The following is a 20,239-nucleotide window of genomic DNA, read 5'->3' as shown; positions in this document are numbered from 1 at the left end:
GAAAATCGCGGGAGGGCTGCTTCGAATGGAGAATGTGATGACCGCCGAAAAGAGGCCTCTCCGAAGCGAGGCATGGTTCAAGCGCATTGATAACACTGGATATGAGCACCGTACCCACCTCAAGGCGCGCGGAGCGCTGCCAGATATGTTCGAAGGCAAGCCCGTCATCGGCATTGCGAATTCGGCATCCGACCTGGTCCCTTGCAACGCGCATCTCACGGAATTGGCCGAATGGGTTTCTCGCGGAGTGCTTGAAGCTGGCGGGTTTCCGCTCGTCTTTTCTACGATGTCGATCGGCGACTCAATCATGCGTCCCAGTGGGATGCTGTTCCGCAATATGATGAGCATGGAGCTCGAGGCGACATTGCGTGCAAACCCGCTCGACGGAGTGGTGTTGCTTACGGGTTGCGACAATACCGCACCTGCCTACATGATGGGCGCGGCCAGCGTCGATCTTCCCACCCTCGTCGTGCATGGGGGAACCATGCTGAGCGGTCGGGTTGGGATGCGACAAGTCGGCTCAGGCTCCGACATTTTCCGTATGCACGGCGAATACAAGGCAGGCCGCATGACAAAGGATGCTTTCCTTGCGTCGGAGTACGGAATGTCGCGCAGCAACGGTGCCTGTAACACGATGGGGACGGCAACGACGATGGGCTGTATCGCAGAAGCGCTCGGCCTCAGTCTCACAGGTTCTGCTGCCATTCCCGCCGTGGATGGGCGTAGAAAGGGCTCCGCACAACTGTCCGGCCGCCGAATAGTCGAGATGGTCAGGGAGAATCTTGCGTTCTCCAACATCGTTGATCGATCGGCGCTTGAGAATGCAATCCGTGTAAACGCTGCGCTCGGCGGCAGCACGAACGCCATTATCCACTTGCTTGCCCTGGCAGGGCGCCTGGAAATTGATTTAACCCTTGCCGACTTTGAAGAGAACAGCCGATCAATCCCGCTACTTGCCAACATCCTTCCTAATGGCAAGTTCCTGGTTGAGGAGTTCTTTTCAGCAGGTGGATTGCCCGCCATGATGGCATCGCTTGGTGAGAGGCTTCATCTGGATGCAAGGACCGCAAGCGGAAAGACGCTTAGGGAGGAGCTCGTCGGCTTCGAAAGCTTGGACGAGAACGTCATCGCGCCCTTCGACAAACCGATCAAGCCGCAAAACGCACTACGCATCATCCGGGGCAACATTGCCCCTAACGGCGCCGTGATGAAGCCGTCCGCTGCCAGTCCGCATCTGATGAAGCATACGGGGCGTGCCGTTGTTTTCGAATCCGTAGAAGATCTCGACAAGCGGATCGACGATCCTGCTCTCAATATCGACGAGACGTGCGTGCTTGTTCTGAAGGGCATCGGCCCCAGAGGTTATCCAGGCATGCCTGAACTCGGAAACATTCGGTTGCCCAAGCATATCCTCGAAAAGGGCGTTACCGATATGGTGAGAATCTCGGACGGTCGTATGAGTGGAACTGCATACGGAACAGTCGTTCTTCACGTTGCTCCGGAGTCCTCGATCGGCGGCCCCCTGGCTTTGATCAGAGACGGTGATCTTATCTCGCTTGATGTCGAAGAGGGAACGTTGTCGGTCAATCTTACCGATGAGGAACTCGAACAACGGCGATCGGAAACATCCTTCGCACCCATCAACCACAAGCGCGGCTACGAGCGGCTCTTCGTTGAGCATGTACTGCAGGCTGACCAGGGTCTTGATTTTGACTTCTTGGTTGGGCGAAGCGGGAACGAAGCTCCAACGCGAAGACCGTTCTAGTTTCAGTTACTTTCCGGATTTCGACCGAACTGCCATCTTTATCGAGGAAGATAGTGCTATTCCTAGACCCTCTGGGAGTAGAAGCCCTCGATATTTGGACTGCGGACGCGGCGGGAGCGCAACACACTACCGAATTTCACCTTGCTATTGCAAAGCGCGTGAATCCAGCTTGCGCGTCTAAGTAGAGTATTCAACCGCTAGAAGATCAAGCGCTTGGTAATGAGCCAGTTAGTTTCTGGCCTTCGGTAATATTGTGCTGCTCCGCCAACGTACCGGCAAAATCCGCGTTTCGCTGGCGAATTGCGTTCCAGATAGGTTCGTGCTGGGCGATGATCTCCGCAGGGTCTTCAATCAGGAGATTGCTTGAACGAATGAACACGCGGATTTGCTGCTCAATCAGCTTATACTGTTGTTTCAGCCGGCTATGGCTGGAGGCATCGACAATTGACTTGTGAAAGCCGAAATCGGCTTCAGCTATTTTTTCTGAATCCTCGCCAACCGTATCCTTCAGGCGTTCAAACGCGCCCTCGATACGCAACATCGATTCCATGTCTGCACTGGTCGCAGCAAACTGTGCTGCTAGACGCTCGATAGCGCCTCGAAGGGTGTAGAGCTCCCAGACATCCTGATGTGTAAGTTCCACCACAGTCCAACCCGTGTAGGGAACGAGGCTGACCAGGCCTTCCTTGCCGAGTTGATGCAGTGCCGTCCGGACAGTGGCACGCGACAGGCCCATGCCCTCGGAAAGCTGGACCTCGGTCAAGCGCGATCCCGGCGGGATAGACCCATCTACAATCTGCGACCTCAAGGCACCGAGTGCTCGAACGTCCGCAGGCATCTTTTCGATTTTCGGTAGCTTCATTTGGGTCATCGTCGGTCCACACTGTGGCTTTGAGATTTACCGTTCAGAAAAGAGGCAAACAAGAGAACCATATCAGATTTTTCGTTTCGGGCTATTGTCGACAATAGCCTTTCGCCTTATAAGTCGCACCACGATGCTACTGAGGTCCCAACGAGGGACGCTTGGTCACCCTCAAGGTTCATTCCAAGTCTAAGGAGCCCTCTGAATGCTCAAGGCGAACAAAATTCGAAACGCTGACGAGATCGTCTCTTGCGGGGATACGGACTCGCGTCAGATCGTCCTCGAAATCGCAGACCGAACCCTTGATCGGCTCGATAGCTACAAGCGCATCCGCGGCATCATGCGCCTTGACGGCGATATCATGCGCATCGGCACGAAATCCTGGGACCTGTCGAAGAAGCGGAACATCTACCTCTTCGGCGCGGGCAAGGCCTGCAACCACATGGCCATGGCGGTGGATCACGTACTTGGCGACCGTCTGACGCGCGGTATAGCCATCGTCAAGATCCACGAGGAAACCGACCGTTTCAACAAGACTGAGGTCTATGTCGGGGGCCATCCGTTGCCGAACGAGGAGGGTTTCCGCGCCTCGAAGAAGATGATCGAGATCATCGACCAGGCGAGGCCAGACGACTTGTTCATCGGAGTCATCAGCGGCGGCAGTTCCGCTTTGATGTCCCACCCAATCGACGGCATTTCGCTGCAGGACGAGATCGACACGACCGACGTACTGCTGAAATCTGGAGCGGGAATCTACGAAATCAATGCCGTGCGCCGACATATTTCTGCGCTCAACGGCGGCATGCTCGCCAAGCGCATTCAGGACGTAGGCGCGGAACTGATCGGCTTCGGCATCAGCGACGGCATCGGCTCGCCGGCGACCGACGACATCGCCATCCCCTATTCCGCCTATAAGAGCACGCCCATCGGCCCCGACGCGACGACGCTGGACGACGCGCGCGCCACCATCATCAATTATGACATCGCCGATCGCCTGCCGAAGAGCGTGGTCGGCTACCTGATGAGTGCCGGGCCGGATAAGGAAACGCCCAAGGCCTTTCCAGACAACACCTATTTCCTGCTCAACACCCTGCCAGATTCCTGCATCTACGCCAAGGAAATCTGCGAGGAGATGGGCATCCCGGCCATCATCGTCTCCTCCTTCCTGGAGGGAGAGAGCAAGGACGCAGGAACCTTCTTCGCCTCGATGGCGCGCGAAATTCAGACCTACGGCAACCCGGTTAAGGCACCCTGTGTGCTGCTCAGTTCCGGCGAAGTCACGACGCAGATTCTCGACAACAGCGTCATCCGCGGGCATGGCGGACCGGGCCAGGAGATGACGGTCAGCTTCGCGATCAAAGCGGCGAAAACCAAGGGCGCTTGCCTCCTGTCGATCGACAGCGAAGGAACCGACGGGACGGCCAAGGTTGCCGGTGGCATCACCGATTCGGCCAGCATGAAGTCCGCCGCGGCCAAAGGCATCAATCTTTACCAGACGCTGCGCGAGCACAGTTGCTTTGAGGCGCTCGACGCCATCGGCTCCGCCGTCTTCACCGGCAACACCGGCACCAACCTGTGCGACCTCAACATTCTCTACGTACCAGCCGTGAAGGAGGGCCAGTAACATGGAAGACAGGATCGTCTCGGTCTTCGCCCAGCAGATCATCGACTGCAAATGCCGCCCAGCGGTGGAGGTGGAAATTCGCACGGAAAGCGGTGCTGTCGGCCGTGGCGCGGCACCGACCGGCACGTCGGTTGGAATGCATGAGGCTTTCGTCCTTCGGGACGGCGACTCGTCCACCTACGCCGGCCTCAGCGTCCACAAAGCGGTAGAAAGGGCCGAGACGGTCATTGGCCCGGCGCTCATCGGGATGAACGTCTTCGACCAGCGCGCCATAGACGAGAAGATGATCGCAATCGACGGCACCCCGGACAAGCGCAATCTCGGAGGCAATACAATCTACTCGGCCTCTATCGCCGCGTTCCGTGCCGCGGCCGATGCGCGCCGCATTCCGCTCTACAAACACATCGCGGGTGGCGAGATCAAAACCGTCCCGGTCCCCTGCTTCAACGTCATTAATGGCGGGAAATACGACGGTTTGGTCCAGTCCTTCAACGAGTTCCTGATCGTTCCTTACGGGACCGACAGCATAGATGTCTCTGTCGAGATGGCGGTCACGGTGTTCCAGAAGCTGGCCGATGTCCTTACCAAGCATCTCGGCCAAAAGCCGCAGGTCGCCAGCTCCTACGGTTACGCAGCGCCCTCCGACGATCCGGAAGTCCTTCTCGACCTCATGCAGAAGGCAATCGATGCCTGCGGCTGCACCGGACGCATCGCCTTCGCGCTCGATTGCGCATCGAGCGAGTTCTACGATGCCAAAAGCCGCACTTATCTCCTTAAGGGCGCGCGTGTCAAAAGCGACGAACTGATCGCCTACGCGAAGCGCCTGACGGAAAAATATGATTTCGTCTTCATAGAGGACCTGCTCGACGAGAACGATTGGGAAGGTTACGCCAAGGCGAACCGCGAACTCGGCCGCACCAATATTCTTGGTGACGACCTAACAGTGACCCGGCTCGAATACCTGAAGCGAGCCTTCGAGACCAAAGCTGTCGCCGGCTTTATCCTGAAGCCCAATCAGGTCGGCACGATCACCGAGGCGATGGATGCCTATCGCTACGCAGTCGATCACGGGATGATCGCGGTGCCGTCCGGCCGGTCCGGCGGTGTAGTGGACGACGTAGTGATGGACTTCTCCGTCGGGCTGCAAGTTCCGTTCCAGAAGAACGGGGCGCCTCGCTCGGGCGAGCGCATCGAGAAGCTGAATTTCCTGATGCGCGCCAATGCCCGCAGCGTCGGAAGCCGCCTTTACGACATCAAGCCTCTCCTGAAATTCTGACGAACAAGACCCCAGCCCGATCCATACCCCACCAGACGGAGCCCATCAATGTCCACGAAAATCGACTTCCTCTATCTCTCTGAACCCGACATGATCGCCGCCGGTGTCAACGACGCGAAGCGCTGCGTGGAGATCTGCGAGGAGACCTTCAGCCTACTCGGCGAGGGCGACTACCTCATGGGCGGCGCCAACCACAACAGCCACGGCCTCAACATCGTCTTCCCGAAGGAGACGAAGTTCCCGAACATGCCCGTCGCCGGCCCGGACCGCCGTTTCGCCGCCATGCCCGCCTATCTCGGCGGCCGCTTCGATGTCTGCGGCAACAAGTGGTACGGCTCGAACCATGCCAATACTCAGAATGGCCTGCCGCGCTCGATCCTGACAATGATGCTGAACGACAAGGACACCGGCGCGCCGCTTGCGCTGATGTCGGCGAACCTACTCAGCGCCGCCCGCACCGGCGCCGTGCCGGGTGTCGCAGCAAAGCATCTCGCCAACAAGGACGCGAAGGTCGTCTCCGTCGTCGGTTGCGGCCCGATCAACAAGGCCTGCTTCACCGCCATCATGACGCAGCTTAGCGCCGTCGAGAAGGTCGTCTGCTTCGACGTGTTTCTGGACAAGGCCAACCAACTCGCCCGCTGGGTCGCGGAAACCTACAAGGTCGAGGCCGTCGGTGTCGACGAGGCCGAGGCGGGCTTCCGCGACGTCGACATCATCACCGTCGCTGCCTCGCGCCTCAAGCCGCTCTACTTCAAGGACGAGTGGATCAAGGAAGGCGCGACCATCCTGATCTCCGGCCCGTTCAACACGGACGAATCCTTCCTCACTGCCGCGAAGATCGTCTACGATCATACGGCGCTTCAGGAGGCCTATGTCGAGGATGCCATCGCCTCGGGCAATAAGGAAGCCTATTACGGCGGTGTGATCGGCGGCCCGTTCTTCCGCCTGATCGATGCCGGCAAGCTGCCTGCCCTCAAGGATTCGACCGGCCTCGGCGACGTGATCAACGGAAAGAAGCCTGGCCGCGAAAGCGCCACGGACCGGATCATCTTCATCGCTTGCGGTATGGCCGTCTTCGATATCAGCTGGGGCTTCGAGGTGTACGAGAACGCCAAGAAGAATGGCATTGGGCAGTCCCTCAATCTTTGGGACAAGCCGGCACTCGCTTGATCAAACGACGGCCACGTCGGGAGACGATGCCGTGGTCGTCTATTGCGATGAACCGGGAGCGATGAAGGACAGCCTTCTCAGGCAGAACCTGAACGTACCTGGCACGCTGCCAGCCTGCAAGATGCTCAATCTCCTTCAGACCACCGACGTTCGCAGCGTAGCCGGAATTTCCATTCCGAACTGCCACTTCGCGGCGAGTTTGGGACTGCGCTGAACACTTTGGCGAAGCGTTCCGCAACCCCTTCTTTCCCTGTGGTGCCAGAGGCTGGCAACCTGACTGATTCCGCTCGCTCTATACCACCCAAAGCGGAAGCCTGCTTGTCGCTTCCGACTTTAACGCCGCGACCTCAACGTGGAGGACTGCAATTTGGATACCGTAAGTGCCCCTCAAGACAATCCCAGTGATGCCCCATTTCTTCAGAGCGTTGAGGCCTACATCGATTATGCAATGACGCATTTGTCCCTCACCGAAGGGCTCGCTGAGCGGATTAAAGCTTGCAACTCCACTTACACGGTTCGCTTCGGCGTCAGGCTGCGAGGGAGAATGTTCAGCTTCACGGGTTGGCGTTCGGTGCATAGTGAACATATCGAGCCAGCGAAGGGAGGAATTCGATACTCGATTCTTTCCGACCAAGAGGAGGTCGAGGCGCTTGCTGCGCTCATGAGTCTGAAGTGCGCGGTTGTTGATGTACCGTTCGGGGGATCGAAAGGCGCTCTCAAAATTGATCCCACCGAGTGGGATGCCAACGAGCTTGAGCGCATCACGCGCCGCTTTACCCAGGAACTGGCCAAACGAAATCTCATCTGCCCGGGGCGGAATGTCCCAGCGCCCGACATGGGCACGGGTGAACGGGAGATGGCTTGGATGGCGGATGAGTACAAGCGAACCGGCCCATCCGATGTTATGAACGCGAACGCCTGCGTAACCGGCAAACCGCTTGCTCGCGGAGGCATTGCTGGAAGAACCGAAGCTACAGGCCGGGGTGTTCAGTACGCAATTCAAAGTTACCTGCGCGACACGGCAGAAAATGGCATCGGTGGGCGCAGGGATTTGCGGACAATGTCTGTCGTCATCCAGGGATTTGGCAATGTTGGTTACCACGCTGCCAAGTTCTTGAGTGAAGACGACTGTGCCAAGATCATCGCGGTCGTCGAGCGCGACGGGTATGTTACGAATTCCGATGGATTGCCCGTCGAAGAACTCAAGCGCTATCACCGCGAACACGGGAGCATCCTTGGGTTTCCCGGCGCTAACAGCCTTGCAAATAGCGCGGGAGGTTTGGAACTGCCCTGCGATATCCTCATCCCGGCGGCCATGGAGAACGCGATCACCCTTCACAACGCCGACCGAATTCGAGCGAAGTTGATCGCCGAAGGCGCAAACGGTCCCGTCAGCTTCGAGGCCGAACAGCAACTGGTGGACCGCGGTGTGGTCGTATTACCTGACCTCTTCGTCAATGCCGGTGGTGTCGTCGTCAGCTACTTTGAATGGGTCAAGAACATCACGCACATCCCCTTCGGACTGATGGAGCGTCGGCGCCGCGAGCGGAGAAACCTTCATATCACACACGCTCTCGAGGCAATGACGGAGCGCGCATTCCCGAGCGACATCCGTGATGAATTTCTTGAGGGGGGTGCGGAAATCGATCTGGTCAGGTCAGGGCTGGAGGATGTGATGCGAAATGCCTACCAGAACATTGCCGAGCTGAGGCGTTCATCACCGGAAATCAAAACCTTCCGCACCGCAGCCTATGTCATAGCAATCAGAAAAATCGCCGATGCTTATCAGGCGATCGGTATCTAAGCACGAGCGCGGTCCTCCGCAGACTGCCAGCGTTTCAGGAGAAGCAAATGCCCGTCATCCGTGTGGATTGGCTCGCCGGTCGCAGCCAGGACCAAAAAAAGGAAGTTGCCGAGGCGTTCACGCGCGAACTCGCGCGAATCGCCAGATGCACCCGAGATGACATCCAAGTCGTGTTTATGGATGTCGAGCGCAAGAACTGGGCCGTCGGCGGCATCTTCTCAGAAGGCCAGAAGTCCGACAGGTAGATCCAATGGGGTATCGACGTGGCGAACGTTACGGTCGTCGGTGGCGGCATCATAGGTGCTTGTTCCGCCATCGCGTTTGCAAGCGGAGGGATGCTCCGCAGAAATTATTGACCGAGGATTGCCCGAAGAAGGCGCCACTTACGGCAACTGCCGTCTCTTGGCGTTAGGCGAGGTCGTTCCGCTATCGAAGCCCGGAATTCTACCCAAGATTCCGAACCGGCTGCTCGACCCGTATGGGCACCCTTGTTCGTCCGCTCTCGCGACCTTCTTGGGCAGATACCGTGGCTAATGCAATTCCTTTGGGCCAGTCGGCGCTCCAGAGTGCTCGAGATCGCGCACGCTTTGACACCACTGCGTCAAAACGCGGACGACGATTATCGAGAGCAATCTGGCATTGAGATTAATGAACGCAATTCAGGCCTTGGCTGCAGGCAATCGTTTGCTTGAAGTTCACGGCCTGTCGCGGCGAGACGAAATCGGCTCGATGGCTCAAGAGCGCTGGCCTTTTTCGACAAAGCTCTGGACGCTAAATTCTGGAGGATGAAAAGAGGCGGTTATTCAAGCAATTCCGGCAAGACGACAGGATGGCCGGGTGTCATTCTCATGGAAGGGCAGCGACGGCCGCGAGCGATTGATCGAGAGGGCTCCGCCGGAGGCATCCAACGTAAGTGGTTTGCTGACCTGTGCGATAACCGGAACTCCGGTTATCGCACAGGTTATGATTAATTGGTCTTGGCCCTGCCCTTCCGCGGGCATGCGCGCCAACTTTATGCCGATGCCTTTATACCTCTTCCGAAGCACGCTCTGGTCGGCGATGACGGAGCGACTGGACTCCCTCCTACCCCTCCGCTTGGAACTCGAAGGCGAGGCTTCGCGGCTCGCCGTCCAATCGGGGCTCAAATCTTCGTCGGCCTTTTGGGCTTGCCCGGACGGTTGCCTCGGCATCGCGAAGCTTGAGACATGTCATCAAGTCCCTCTCGCCACGAATGGTCGCGGCGACTGACCTAGCCATTACTTACTCGCCCTTTTTCCAAGCGGCGCGGGACCGCACGTACATTCCAATGATGCGCGGCTCACCTTGACCAAGTTCGGTGTCGGAATCCGGCCGTGCCGACCCCGCCGAGCTTGTACGCTTCTCCGAAGAGAGTCCCATCGCTAGCCTCGACGAATCGGGACAACGTGACAACGTGCCGGAGATCGGATGGGCTCCTTTTCGCTTCGGCCTGTGAGGTTATGCAGTCGACTCTTCCAGGCCGGCCAGCCGCTCCAGAAGGCTTATCTCCTCTGGGAGGACCAGATCCAGCCCGCCTTCTCTCTTCACACGGCCGCTCCGAAAAATCAGGTCGAATTCGTCGAGCTGGTCATTGTCGCGCAGCCGAGCCACCAGCCTCCGTATCAGCTTCACGTCTTCCAGCCCGACAGCCGACTGCGCCTGGGGGCCTTTAACCTTCGTCGCGAACGGCCGACCCTCCTGAAGAGCATCGATATCGATTTCCGGGTACCTCCGCAGCGCGGCGACCATGATGTCCAGCTGCCGCTTCGTCTCGCGGCCCCTAGCGACCGCTTCCCGAAGCTGAGCGCGATCATGCATGTTTTCGATGCCGTCGATGATCTCGTCGGTTTTCCGGGAACTTGGGGAAGGCCTTTTCGGCCTGCCCGGCCGAGTGGCTTCAGCAGCTCGTAGCTGGACATACTGAGCCAGTTCCTTCCAGCCACGGATTGTCGAGGGGTGCGGCCCAGACCAGTCGGTCGGACCTTTGTCCAGCCTGGCGCGGAATCGGATATATAGCCCGATAACGCGTGGGTTCAGCTTCACGAAGTCAGGATCGAACATCTTCGGATCCTCCTTCGCGGCCCTCGCGCGGCGGGCGGCCCCTCCGGACAGGATGTCGTCGCATGCCTCGACAACGCGGGCCAGCGTCGCTACCGGACGGGGATCGCCCGTCTGCCTCGCTTCCCGCTGCAGCCCCGCCATCAACGAGTCGGCGGTTACGCTCTCGGTTTCCGCTGACTGGGTCATGCCGCGAACTCGATCTGCGGGACTGCCTTCGGCATGCTGGCGATGACCGCGCGGACTTCCTTCCGGACGTCTTCCAACGCATCCTCGTCGAGCTTCACCGCTCCATCGACGAGTCGCTGAAAATCATTCGGGTCCGGATAGCGCTCTAGCAAAACACCGCCGATCTGAAGATAGGCATCAGTTTCCTTGCGATCGGAGAGCGATGCCGTGAGTTCGGCGAGATTGTTCGCGCGCAGCACCGTTTTCAGCAGCTTCTTCATATGCGCCTCCACGCCTTGGGCCGTCTCGATTATCGACGCGGGCAGCAGCCGGGTTTCTTTTACCAGCGTCCAGAACAGCTCGAACTCATGTACCTGGTCCAAACCGTAGCCGAGGGCGGCGGGGTCGAACTCGGGCGTGACAGGAAGCAGCAGGTTGTCCGCCGAGCCACCCTCCGCCAATGCCGCCTCACGGACTTGCTGCACTGCCTTCTGTACCCTCAGCTCTTTTCCCAGCTCGTCGCTCAGACTGTTCTTGAAGCCGCTTTCCGAACGCTGAATGCTGCGCAAGGCGTGGTCTTCCTTGCCCGTCTCCAATTCCTTCTCCTCGATCGCCCGGCTGATTTCACGGGCCCGCAGCTCGGCTAACCGCAGCTCGGCGAAAAGATTGTTGATACGGTTCTGGATACCCGGCAGGAACTTCGGCCCGGTGACGCGGTAGCGGCACCCCGAACACGCGCGTTCGCGCCAGACCGGGAGGAACCGCTCGCCCGATCCCTTCTCGCCGCCTGTCGAGCAGGAGCCGCCGGGACAGATGCCGTGAAGGAATATCTCGAACGGAGAAAGATTCTGGCGTTTTCCGTATGCCCGAAGCATTCGAATGCCGACGTGATGGTCGACGAATTCCGGAACGACGGCTTCGTTCGCATACTCCTCGATGGCATCCTTGTCCTTGGCCGCCAGCCTGTCGTGCGCCGCGCCGCGCGATTCCATGGCGGCCTGCACGGTGACATTCAGCTTCGCGCTACGCAACCCGTTGTAGTACCACGTCATCATGGCGGTAGCATGCCCTACCAGGTCGCGAACGACCTCAAGGCTAACCCCGGCTTCGAGCAAATTCGAGACCATGGTGACGCGCAAGGAATGCAAGTCAAAAACCAGGTCGTTGCCGCTGATCAGAGGGTATTCGTAGCCGAGAAGCTGGTTGACATCATCCTGGCAATGGTGAAGCAGGTCCTTCCAATACCGCATGACCTTATTTTCGCTTATCGCCATGTTCTGTTCGTTGTCCGGATCGCGAAACAGCGGAAAGATGTCTGGAAAGAGTTCTGGATTGAGGCGGGTGAGTTCCCGGGTCTTGTCCTTGATCTCCTTAACGGGCGCATGGATCGGGTTGTATTTCGTCTGCAGGGCGAGCATCCGGTAGTATGCGTTTACGATCCCGGCATCGGTCCACGGAATGGTGTAGGGCTTCCCGGTCTTGTTGCTGATAACTCTCTGGCCGATGATTCTACGGGATTTCTTGCCAGACAGGTCGACGAGCTGAAGGAAGCAATCCTTGCGGCCCAACTTCGCCGCCGGATGCGGGTTGACAACCATCGTCATGTTCTCGCGGTCAGGGAGCTTCTCGTCGCCTTCTCCGCTGTCGACCCATCTGCCGCTTTTGTGGCGCATCCCGGAATTCAGCAGGATATCGACCACGATCGCTTCGGCCGGCCAGAAAACGTTCTCGTACTCGCCCGTATCGGGGTTCCTGAGGGTGTGATGGCACCGCGTGGGTCCGAGGCTGCGCGCAAAGGCATAGTCGCCTTCCCGGTTTTTCCGGACGATCAGTTCCCAGGCTTCGGGTTCCAACGGTTTCCGGGACGTGACATCAGCCCGCTTCCCGTAGCCGCTGCCGATGCGGTCCTGCTTCGTGTCGAAGGGGTTCCCCGCCTTGAAGCGGCCCCGCCGCGCGGCGAGCTCGAAGGCATGGCGCATCTTGGTGATCGCGCGGTTGGGGAGGTCGGCGGGTTTGCCCTTGTAATACGCGCTCAGAAAGTCCCAGAAAGTCGAGGTGTTCTCGCCGCTCAAGTCGTGAACGTGGTCCATACGGGAGATCGACTGGAAGTCTTTGGGCGCCTCCTCGGGCTTGAGCGTCATCAAGAAGATCAGCCAGAGATCGAGGGCGTTTTCGACGACGGTGACGGCCTTGTTGCCGAACTCGGGCAGCAGCTCCCGCAATTGTGCAGCCCATGATTTCACATGCGTGGGAACGACGGTCACCGGCCGCTCCAGCATCTTGGATGCCAGCTGCGTATTGAACCGGGTCGGGTTCAGGGTCCAGTTGAAGGCATCCACGCCGACCTTCGCGAGACGCGCCCCGTTGATGAAGAAATGGGCCTCGGAGCGGTTCTTGACGCTTTCTCCCGAGTATTCGAGCGCGATCTTGTAGACTGCGTTAAGCGACGACGACAGATAGCCGGCCGCACTCAGGCTCGGAATCTTCTCCTTGAACGCGGCCATCGGATACCAGTTGAAGGACCCGCGGCTCGTCTCGAACGTGTTTCCACACAGGGCCGCGGTCGCAAACGCCTGCAGCAACCCGGCCGACCCGGTGTTCCCCTTTCCCTGATGGTAGCGGAAAACGACATCTGCCAGATCCCGGTGCTCGGCCGCGACCGACATTCTTGCGACCAGCGGGATGAACCTCGCGGGATACAGGTGGATTATCGTCGACACGTACCTGGCCGGCCAAACCCATATCTTGCGTTGCGCAAGGAACTGGGAGAACCACCTTGGGGCAAACCGGACCTTCTCGTTTGGATCGGCATGCCTGACCACGCGGTTTTCCCGCTCTCCCATGGCGCGATCCGTATCGGCAGCCAGTTCCTCAAGGAACGCCGCCGTGTCGGTGGCTCCGTGAACGCGGCTTCGAAGATTCTCCCAGCCGATCTCGCTGCCTTGAGTAACGAGCATCCATTCGTCGATATTCTGATGGTCGTCGACGATCGCTTCGATGATCGCCTTCTGGGCAGTGCGCGGCATCGCGAGAACCTCGTCCAGGATATGGCCATCCCCGCGCTTCATGCGCTGTCGGGGCTGGCCATTGGGCTTCTGGTCGGGAATGAGGTCGAGCGCCGCTGCGGCCCTGAAGAGAGCGGGCTTTCTGAAATGGACGGTCTTCTCGCCGTTATGCGTCAGCATGCCGAAAAGCTGGTCCTTACGGTCGGCGGCATTGCCTGTGCTGAAACCCAGCTTGCCAAACTGCTGGACCACGTCCCCGTACGGCCTGATTAGAAGGTCCTTCAGTCCGGACCTTAGTTCCCTATCGAACTCGTCCCAGAGCCGTTTCAGCTCTTCGGCATTGGGCATTCGAAGAAGCACGATTCGGTCGGAGCTGTTGAAATAGCTGCCTGGCTCCTTGTCGGAGCAGGCTAGATTGTCGTCGTTGCGAAACTCGAGATTCATCGTTCGGTCCCCTCTTTATCATTGTCGGCTAGAGATGATTCTGACTCAGGCGCGATCCGCGGTGCGGGCATTGACTTTGTTCATCGCGTCGTAAATGTCCGTCGCGTTCTTTCCGTATTGCCGCTGGCTAGCCAGGCTGACGTGCCTGAGCATGAGTTGCACGATTTCTTCGTCGAGCCCGAGTTCGTGTCGGGCGTACCATTTGTAGTAATGACGCGTTCCGTGCAGCGACGCTCCAGGCGTATCCGGGTCGATGCCCACCCGGTCGCACGCGCGCCCAAACGCCTTCTCGACGTTCGGAAGCTGCAGCGGCTCGCCTAGGAACTCGCGGTTTTTCGCGTTCACGAACAGGAACGGGTGCGAACCCTTCGTGACGGCTATGTCGGCATGGAATTCCCGGATTTCGTCAAGCAGTTCCGCGAACTCCGCCGCGCGTTTCCGGCAGGTCCACACGCCGTGAGCGATCAGCCACTCGGGGTTGAAGGTCATCATGCCCTTCCAGCCTGGGCTGTGTCTTCTGTCCGGGCTGCCCGGGCGCGGCTTGAGTCCGTATTTGCCGAGGTAATCGGTGCGAGTTTGGATCGCGCGCCTTGAGTCGAAATGTCCGACGTACTTGGAGTCCCAAGGGTCGGCGAAGATGGGAACGGGGCCGACGAGGTTCGTACGAAAGAACCTGCTTGCGTCAGCCGGACTCAGGAAGTCGCAGAACCACATGTTCAGGGGTTCCGATATCCGGGGGCCGACATACGCCAGAAGGATCCAAAGCGCCTTGAACATAAAATTTCGTTCATGGTCGATGAGGGTGTCTATCGCCTCCTGGGAGAGGGTGGTGTCGTTGCCGTTCTTGGGAACATTCGCGTGAACGGCTATGCGCCTCAGGGCCGAAGGCGGCGCCGGCACGATGTCGTCTCCCAGGATCAGGCTCCAGCGCTCCCGGTCCACCTGGAGATGCGCCAGGAAATCGTCGGGCTTGGGCGAGCGCTTCATCGTCACCCAAACGTCGGATGACGTCTTGAAGGCCGAGCCCATGACGGAAGCCTGGCCGAGGTAGCCTTCGCAGAACTTGGCGAATTCCAGAAGGTCGCGGAATTCGGTTTGAACCCATGCCAATCGGACAGGCTGCCAATGCGTGAACAGCCGCTGCGACGGGTCCAGGGGGGTTTCGGCCCTCGCGCGGAGATACGCCCAGACCACGTCATCGATCATTCCGTCCAATTCCAATCGCTCGCCGACCGTCAGCTGGGCGAATTCGTGGAGCCTTCCCACGGCATTCAGCTTGCGCCGGATGTCGGCGGCCGGAACGTAGGCTTTGATCATGTTCCTGACCCACGCGAGGGTCTCGCCAGGCACGACGACCTCCCCGTTTGCGAACCTGATCGCCAGGACTGGATGCAGCGCCCTTTCGGGCTTGGTACGCGCCTTGCCTGCATAAACGTCCCGGTAAACGGAGACGGGCATATCGAAGACGACGTATCCCGGCCCTTCGTCATCGATGTCGAATTCGTTCATGGCCTGCGTCCGTTTCCGTATCGGGAGCGGTAGGACGCCAGGAATTAAGGAAGCACCGGCGAACGACGTAAAAAAAGTCCTTACGCCGCTCCGGCCCTACCCGGTCCCATAAGTCGCATCGGGAATCCTGGCACCTCGGCTCGCAAAGACCCAACGCGATTTCCGACATCGCCGGCATCAGGAATTCTTAACTATCCGACGCCAAACCCCGCTTTAGGAATACGGGGGTTTGGAATTGTGATGTTTTTGGATGCCGCCGGGCTCAAGGTCGCGAGCTCGGCAACGGAGCCTGCTGAGCCGGAAATCGGACAGCGCCGACTGAGAGTAGTGGAACTATATGCCGGAGCTGGAGGCATGGGCCTCGGGCTCCGGCGAGCCGGGTTCGAACTGGTACGGGCTTACGACCACATGCAATGTGCGGTCGATGTCTATAACCGGAATCTGGGTTATCACGCGGTCGTCGCGGACCTCGGAAACGTGGCCTCGATCGCGCCCGAGATTTGCAAGCTCCGGCCAGACATGATCGTCGGCGGGCCGCCTTGCCAGGATTTCTCTCCGGCAGGTGCCAGGATCGAAGGCGAGCGCGCGAACCACACGCGGACCTTCGCTCTCTACGTCTGCGCGGCGGCGCCGGAATGGTTCGTGATGGAGAACGTCCAGCGCGCGCGGAATTCCGCCGCCTGGGCAGATGCACGCGAAATGCTGAAGCATGCGGGATACGGCCTGACTCAGCTTGTTGTGAATGCCGCGTTCTATGGCGTGCCGCAGAAGCGGCAGCGGCTGATAGTCGTTGGTCGCCGGGGCGAGCGCGACGGCTTTCTGCTCGGCTCGATCCAGCATGCCGCCTCGTCGGAGCCGATGCGCTTGAGAGCCGTGTTCGGCGACCGACTCGGCGACCACGTCTACAACCATCCGCGAACCCCTGGCCGTCGAGGCGTCTGGTCGGTGGACGGGCCGAGCCCTACGATCCGGAACGCCAGGCGGCCCCAGCCCGCGAGCTACGAGCCGCATCCGAACGACTCCAATTATGAGATCGTCACGTCCTGTGCAACCTCCTCCCCTGGCGACGAGATGACGGGACTCTACTTCCGTCCGTATCATGACGCGCGGGGCGTCTACAGCTTGGACGAGCCTGCCCCCTCAATCGTTCGGACATCGCGGGAGCGGCCGCGTTCCAGCTATATTGCTAGCCCGCATCCAGATGACCCCTCCCCAGCGGCATCGGCCTACATCCTTACCCAGAAGGATACGTCTCGTATCCAAGGGTTTCCCGAGGACTGGGATTGGAGCGGCTGTCTGAGCAGGGACATCGATCAGATGATCGCGAACGCCGTGCCGGCACCGATGGCTGCGTCGCTCGGCAGGGAAATTCTGCGGCGCGAGCGCGGTGAAAGCCATCCCGGCGTGCCGGGAAACTTCGGGCAGTGGTTGGCCAAGGAGAAGAAAATGGCTCCTCAGATGGTGGCGAATGCAAAATGGCGCGTCAAGCGGGCCCGCCAGTTGTTGGGCGGGCGGGACCTTCAATGTTCCGGGGCAGAGGCGCATGCGCTGGAAGCGGCTTTTGAGCAGGAAAGCCTGGCGAAGGGGACGCAGTCGGAGATCAGGCGGGCGCTCAGGCAGTTCCGGGAATGGCAAGAGAAGGTGCGGTCGGGTATCTGAATGAATGGGACAACCCCTTGCCTGCGGTAAAGCGCTGTCGCCGGGGCACGATCATGTATCCAGCAATCAGCATCTGCATTGCTCGCCGACTGTCGCATGAAGGATCCTGCTCGCTTTGCGACATTACAGGGCATCATGAAGCGCGGGATCACTCTGCAAATTCAAGGAGCTTTGATCCTTTCCGATTAGGCGGATGTCTCAAAGGAGAGCCTATCGTGCTGAAAATACAATGCCACATTTCTGGGACAAACTCGGCGAATGATCACTATAACTGGGCCGTTCTCGGAGAATTGGTGACCACATGCGTCTCAATGGCCCGGAGCCTTGGAGCAAATCTAGATAAGGGCTATTCAGTTGAGGATATGACGTCGTCTGCCCAACGGCATGTTCGCACCTTTGTGGCCAACTTCCATGCGCCGGATGACGAATTTATCACCTTCTATTTCGCATTTGATAACACCTTTGACAAAGATTACGAGGAGGCGTTGGTATTATTTCCAACTATAGATACTGCTAACCTCGACACTCACCTCCTCCTTCACCCGTTAGACTGAGCCGTAGAACGGTACATTGAGGATATGGTCCGGGTGCAGTGTAACAAGTCGATGGTCTCGGTTAAGTAGCGAATCCTTGCCATTCTCGAGAGCTTCCTCCTTGACCGAGTCCAGCCACAGTCTGGCTTGCTCATATATTTCCGACACACTGTCGACATCCATCATGCGGACGAATGCGAGGTTCTTTTCCAATTCCTTCTCCACGCCGTCATACCAGCCAGCCTCAACCCTCATGGCAAGCACCGGAGCATAAATAAGCTCTATCTGCCGTGCGCGAAAACTATCCATGATATCCTCCTAAAGCGAGCGTCGGATCAGCATTGTCGCTCCTATTGAAAGCAACAACTGGCGAATTACCGAGACAAGCCGATGTGAGCACCTCTCTCCGAACCTCCATCCTTCGCGATCACTAAACCGTGACTTGGACTTGGTGCTCCGAACCACTACTGCATAGATCAACGAGAAGCCCCGTTCGCTCAGGCTCACGTTTCTACGGAGACAACGCGGCTGGCATCGAACGCCGCGTTTTCATCGTCATACCCACGCGGGTTGCATATTACGCGAGTCCTTCCGACGCGATAATCACAACTGTCATGGGTATGCCCATGAACCCACAGGGTTGGCTGGCGCTGCTCGATGATGGAGGACAGATCCGATGCGTAGGCCGCGTTGAGCAGGTCGCCTGCGAACCGAGCCGGAATGGAACCCCGATGTGGCAAGTGGTGTGTGACAACTACGGTGGTAATGGGATCGGATTTCAGGGCGCTTTCGACAAAGCGCCTTGAATCCTGGTGCATCCGGTAAGCGGTCTGAGGAAGGAAACGTTTCCACGGATTCCGCTGCTCCGCAATCTGGCGATGGTCATTCATGCGTTCGCGCGCGTAAAGCATAGCTAATTCCGGAGAGCCTTCGATACGGTAGTCTGTCCAAAGAGTGGACCCGATGAAGCGGACACCTTGGATGATGACCGAGTCGTTCTCGAGAAAATGAATATTTGCGAACTGGGCCGCCGCGGCTCGCCCGTCCTCAAGTCCCTCCTTGATTGAGCCCCGATAGTGCTCATGGTTTCCAGCGACGTATACGCAGGGCATATCTTGCGGGATGTGCTTGGCGAGCCAATAGACACCGTTCGCTGGAGCTCGGCAAAGATCGCCGGCCACCACGAAGACGTCGGCCTCGGGAATCTTGAGCGGCTGGCGAAGGTCGGTGTATTCGAGGTGCAAGTCGGACAGCAGCCAGATCCTCATGAGATCGAATCCTTGGTTGACGACACACGCTTGCGGATTTGAGGTAATCCTGACGGAGTAGGCGGTTTCAGGCTTTCGCTCCGCCACGCCTAGGCGAAGCGCTCTCCGGCTTCCTGCCCGGCATCGCCGGAACGGACCTCACGTTCTACGCTCTCCCGTTCCCGTCTTCGCTGGCGTTCGGTCGGCCAAACTGGTTTCGATTTGTTCCCGCACGGTCCCGAGCGAGGCACCCAGCTTGTCTTCGGGTTCCCTCGCGGGATCGTCGCCGTCGCCCGGTCGGTTCGCGGCACCGACGAGTTCGGCGATTTCGGCGGCGGAAAGGTAGCCTGACGCTGTCAGCCTGTCGGCGACCTCGTCGAGCGCCGCCCGGTTCTTTCCCAGCAATTCTGTCGCATCCGACATGGCGCGATCGAGACGCTTGCGGACGCTGCCCAGCAGGCCCGGTATGACTGTCAGCGTGTCGTGTGCTCCTTCCGGCAGGAAGACGGGGCCAAGTTCCCCGAACCCCAGTCGGAGTTCCATGTCCTTCCCGAGGTCTGTCGCCCGCGATAAATCGGATCCTGGAACTCCGCCCGCGCCACCCGAAGGGCTTCCGATCACCAGTTCCTCCGCGGCGCGGCCGGCCAACAGCATGATCATCACCTCATGGCAGCGTTCGGGGGATATGCTGCCGTCAACCCTGAAGATCTCGGTGACTCCGTCACGGTCGCCGATCGTTACTCCGGCAACTTTCATTCCGCCGAGCACCGTGGCGATGACGGCATGGCCCGCTTCGTGGACGGCAAGGCGGCGGCGGTCTTCCTCGGACGGCGGCTCTCTCTTCGAGCGAACCTCGGCGAGGAGGTCGTCAAGCCGTAGCGGGCGGCGAGCGCGCCTGGCGGCACCAAGTGCCCTCCTGACGTAGGCTTCGACATCGGCACCTGTGGCACCGCGCCCGGCGAGCGCCACGGGCATCAGATCGGCATCGGGCAGCTGATGGCCAAGGTGATGCCGAAAGATCCTAGTCACCTGAATCTGAAGTTCGGTTCATTGTCTTCTGGCAGAAGCGCTTGACCGACGCGAGGATTTGGTCGGCG

General features: G+C 59.1%; 16 protein-coding genes. 9 read left to right on the top strand and 7 right to left on the bottom strand.

Going from position 1 to position 20,239, the window contains the following annotated elements; translation table 11 throughout:
- Positions 1–37: 37 nt before the first annotated feature.
- Positions 38–1,765, top strand: coding sequence for a dihydroxy-acid dehydratase (locus FJ938_RS23765; protein ID WP_246673479.1), 1,728 nt, complete (start codon positions 38–40; stop codon positions 1,763–1,765).
- 205 nt (positions 1,766–1,970) lie between these two features.
- On the opposite strand, the gene FJ938_RS23760 is transcribed toward FJ938_RS23765, so the two are convergent.
- Positions 1,971–2,603, bottom strand: a complete 633-nt coding sequence (locus tag FJ938_RS23760) for a GntR family transcriptional regulator (protein ID WP_281409106.1) — start codon at positions 2,601–2,603, stop codon at positions 1,971–1,973.
- Between the two features lie 229 nt (positions 2,604–2,832).
- On the opposite strand from FJ938_RS23760, the gene FJ938_RS23755 reads away from it, so the two are divergent.
- From FJ938_RS23755 to FJ938_RS23730, 6 genes are all read left to right on the top strand, one after another.
- Positions 2,833–4,251, top strand: a complete 1,419-nt coding sequence (locus FJ938_RS23755) for a DUF4147 domain-containing protein (RefSeq protein ID WP_140698005.1) — start codon at positions 2,833–2,835, stop codon at positions 4,249–4,251.
- A 1-nt stretch (position 4,252) separates the two neighbouring features.
- Positions 4,253–5,527: an enolase C-terminal domain-like protein gene (locus tag FJ938_RS23750; RefSeq protein ID WP_140698002.1), complete on the top strand. Its 1,275-nt coding sequence runs from the start codon at positions 4,253–4,255 to the stop codon at positions 5,525–5,527.
- 48 nt (positions 5,528–5,575) lie between these two features.
- On the top strand, positions 5,576–6,697 hold the full coding sequence (locus tag FJ938_RS23745; RefSeq protein WP_140697999.1) for a tyramine oxidase subunit B: 1,122 nt from the start codon (positions 5,576–5,578) through the stop codon (positions 6,695–6,697).
- 31 nt (positions 6,698–6,728) lie between these two features.
- Complete coding sequence (locus FJ938_RS23740) at positions 6,729–6,911, top strand: hypothetical protein (protein ID WP_140697996.1); 183 nt, start codon at positions 6,729–6,731, stop codon at positions 6,909–6,911.
- A gap of 234 nt (positions 6,912–7,145) precedes the next feature.
- The gene (locus FJ938_RS23735; protein WP_140698079.1) at positions 7,146–8,501 is read left to right on the top strand and encodes a Glu/Leu/Phe/Val dehydrogenase; all 1,356 of its coding nucleotides are present in this window, start codon (positions 7,146–7,148) and stop codon (positions 8,499–8,501) included.
- Positions 8,502–8,548: 47 nt separating this feature from the next.
- Positions 8,549–8,746, top strand: coding sequence for a tautomerase family protein (locus tag FJ938_RS23730; protein WP_140697993.1), 198 nt, complete (start codon positions 8,549–8,551; stop codon positions 8,744–8,746).
- A 1,231-nt stretch (positions 8,747–9,977) separates the two neighbouring features.
- On the opposite strand, the gene FJ938_RS23725 is transcribed toward FJ938_RS23730, so the two are convergent.
- Genes FJ938_RS23725 through FJ938_RS23715 form a run of 3 tightly spaced genes read right to left on the bottom strand, consistent with a single transcriptional unit; the run spans position 9,978 to position 15,703 of the window.
- A complete protein-coding gene (locus tag FJ938_RS23725; RefSeq protein ID WP_140697989.1) occupies positions 9,978–10,766 on the bottom strand; it encodes a hypothetical protein in 789 nt (262 codons plus the stop codon).
- Entirely contained in the window at positions 10,763–14,194 is a 3,432-nt protein-coding gene (locus tag FJ938_RS23720) for a VPA1269 family protein (RefSeq protein ID WP_140697986.1), read from the bottom strand. Before FJ938_RS23720 ends, FJ938_RS23725 begins: the two co-directional genes overlap by 4 nt.
- A gap of 45 nt (positions 14,195–14,239) precedes the next feature.
- The gene (locus FJ938_RS23715; protein ID WP_140697983.1) at positions 14,240–15,703 is read right to left on the bottom strand and encodes a phage integrase family protein; all 1,464 of its coding nucleotides are present in this window, start codon (positions 15,701–15,703) and stop codon (positions 14,240–14,242) included.
- A gap of 240 nt (positions 15,704–15,943) precedes the next feature.
- On the opposite strand from FJ938_RS23715, the gene dcm reads away from it, so the two are divergent.
- Both dcm and FJ938_RS23705 read left to right on the top strand, forming a co-directional pair.
- Positions 15,944–17,362 (top strand): DNA (cytosine-5-)-methyltransferase, encoded by a 1,419-nt coding sequence (gene dcm, locus FJ938_RS23710; protein ID WP_140697980.1) that lies wholly within the window; start codon positions 15,944–15,946, stop codon positions 17,360–17,362.
- 53 nt (positions 17,363–17,415) lie between these two features.
- A complete protein-coding gene (locus FJ938_RS23705) occupies positions 17,416–17,916 on the top strand; it encodes a hypothetical protein (protein WP_210243423.1) in 501 nt (166 codons plus the stop codon).
- On the opposite strand, the gene FJ938_RS23700 is transcribed toward FJ938_RS23705, so the two are convergent.
- From FJ938_RS23700 to FJ938_RS23690, 3 genes are all read right to left on the bottom strand, one after another.
- A complete protein-coding gene (locus tag FJ938_RS23700) occupies positions 17,908–18,204 on the bottom strand; it encodes a hypothetical protein (RefSeq protein ID WP_140697974.1) in 297 nt (98 codons plus the stop codon). The genes FJ938_RS23705 and FJ938_RS23700 overlap by 9 nt on opposite strands.
- 194 nt (positions 18,205–18,398) lie before the next feature.
- A complete protein-coding gene (locus FJ938_RS23695) occupies positions 18,399–19,163 on the bottom strand; it encodes a metallophosphoesterase (protein ID WP_140697971.1) in 765 nt (254 codons plus the stop codon).
- Positions 19,164–19,301: 138 nt separating this feature from the next.
- Complete coding sequence (locus tag FJ938_RS23690) at positions 19,302–20,171, bottom strand: hypothetical protein (protein ID WP_140697968.1); 870 nt, start codon at positions 20,169–20,171, stop codon at positions 19,302–19,304.
- Between the last annotated feature and the right edge of the window lie 68 nt (positions 20,172–20,239).

The organism is Mesorhizobium sp. B2-4-14 (assembly GCF_006442155.1).
Taxonomy (GTDB): domain Bacteria; phylum Pseudomonadota; class Alphaproteobacteria; order Rhizobiales; family Rhizobiaceae; genus Mesorhizobium.
The sequence above is the reverse complement of the archived record's forward strand: the minus strand, read 5'-3'. Positions and strand labels throughout refer to the sequence as shown.